The sequence below is a fragment of the Pontibacter sp. HJ8 genome, assembly GCF_054824225.1.
In genome coordinates this window covers 1-1,801 of the sequence record NZ_JSYF01000615.1, presented here as the reverse complement: position 1 = coordinate 1,801, position 1,801 = coordinate 1, and the positions used below count along the sequence as shown (strand labels likewise).

1 protein-coding gene is annotated in these 1,801 nt (G+C 48.1%); it reads right to left on the bottom strand.

Going from position 1 to position 1,801, the window contains the following annotated elements; all coding sequences use genetic code 11:
- Positions 1–346: 346 nt before the first annotated feature.
- On the bottom strand, positions 347–1,426 hold the full coding sequence (locus tag OB13_RS20045; protein WP_461491960.1) for an alginate export family protein: 1,080 nt from the start codon (positions 1,424–1,426) through the stop codon (positions 347–349).
- Between the last annotated feature and the right edge of the window lie 375 nt (positions 1,427–1,801).

Sequence of the window (1,801 nt, the reverse complement as noted above, 5' to 3'; positions counted from 1 at the left end):
GCTTTTTTTTGCCCTTTTACAGATTTCTGAATAGCCCGAAGCCAGCAAGGCCTATAGATTTGCGCGGGAACAAAAACCAGCTGGAAGTAGGTATAGCACCGAAGGATTGGCTGCATGTGATCAGCCTGCTCAACGAATACCAGAAATCCAGCCTGTTTTAAAAAGATGGAATAGGCTATTGGAAAAGGCCTGACCGAGGGTAAATAAAAGTCTATCCTGACTACTTCCCGGCAGGTCATTAAAGTGAAAGCAATCGTGTATACTTTACTATCCAAACTAAACACTCACTTCTTGTTATAAAAACTATTGACCTCCGCTAAAAGCTTTCTTTTATCCTCTACTCAGGTTAGTTCTGATCAAATGCTTTCAGCAGAATCTTCGGCTGGATGTTGACCATGAGCCAGCCCCAATCGGCGTAAGCAGTAGCATGGCCCCCTTTTAGCGCCTCCATGGATTTACCAGCCAGCATTGTGCTGTAGCCAAACGAGAACTGCACCTGGTCGGAGTATTTGTATTGCAGGACGGCATCAATCTCAGAACCCAGGTACTTGGATCGCGTGCCACGCAATGTCTCCGTAGCCTGCAGATTTTTGGCCAGTGCAAACAGGTGGTAATCCAGTGACAGGCTGTATCTGGGATCACTGCTGTAGTTTACTTTCAGAAAGTTGTCCTGCAAGCCCCCGTTTCGGGTGTCAGTCGGTATGTTGATGAAATAATCCATGTAGCCGTAGTACTTGTGGTTGGTGGCATAAAGTGTATTGAAGCCACCGGAAAGATAGTTTGTGCCAAGGGTGAATTTCAGAGGGCTAAGGGTATAGAGCAATTCTGCTATACCTAAATAAGCACCTTTGGCCTTACGAAGGGTATACTCACCGGACTGCCTGTAAAAGGCGCCGTTAAATTGTAAGCTCTTCTTTTTATAAACCAGATCAAGACCGTAGGTATGCCGGAAGGCCACACCACCGACTGAATCAGGCTGCTGAAAGCCATCACTGATGTGAAGTCCGGTGAGTGTCAGGTGCTCGTGCAACTGCTTCCTGCCCCAAAGGAATCCTAGCACTTTGTAGTTGTTCAGACTATAGAAGCTGCCGTATACCTGCTCCTTCTCCTGGTTATAGGCCCCTCCCATATCAAAGCTCAGGCCCTGAAGCCGGGCTTTCAGCAGCACAGCGTCATGGCTTCTACCCTGCTGCACCCAATCCACATTCCCCAGCAGCCTGTCATCATTGTATACAAGCTCCTGCCTGCCTGCCCGTAAAGAAAATTTAGATGATAGCGCCACTTCGCCCCATGCTTCATGTATGGCAGTCGATGGAACATCTTTTAGCTGAGCCTCGTCCCCCCATACCCGCACATCCTGGAGGCTGAATTTCAGCAGCAAATTTTCCTGTTTGTAGTCCAGGTTGAGTCTCGAACGTTGTGACACAAAGAAAGCTCCGCTGCTCTCTTTAGTTGGTAATGATTGATAACCATTGCGCCATTCTGCACGCGGCCGGACCTGAGGAGTCAGGTATAGCTGCGCCCATACAGCGCTGATTGGTAAAAGAATAAGGCCTCCCAATAGGAGTAGCTGTTTAATCACCCGAGTTCTCATATAGTTGTTTTGTTACAGTTCTCAACACCCCTCCCAACCGAACTTACAAGAGAGGCTTTTCGGCCCAACACCAGGTAAGCAAGAGTAGCTAGGCGTCGTATGGCAACAGCATCAAACTGATTTATTAGAGCTGCCACGGTGCTAAGTACAGCAATAGCTCAGGCACACGCTATGACGTTCGTCATGGCGCTAGATGACTTTGGTTAG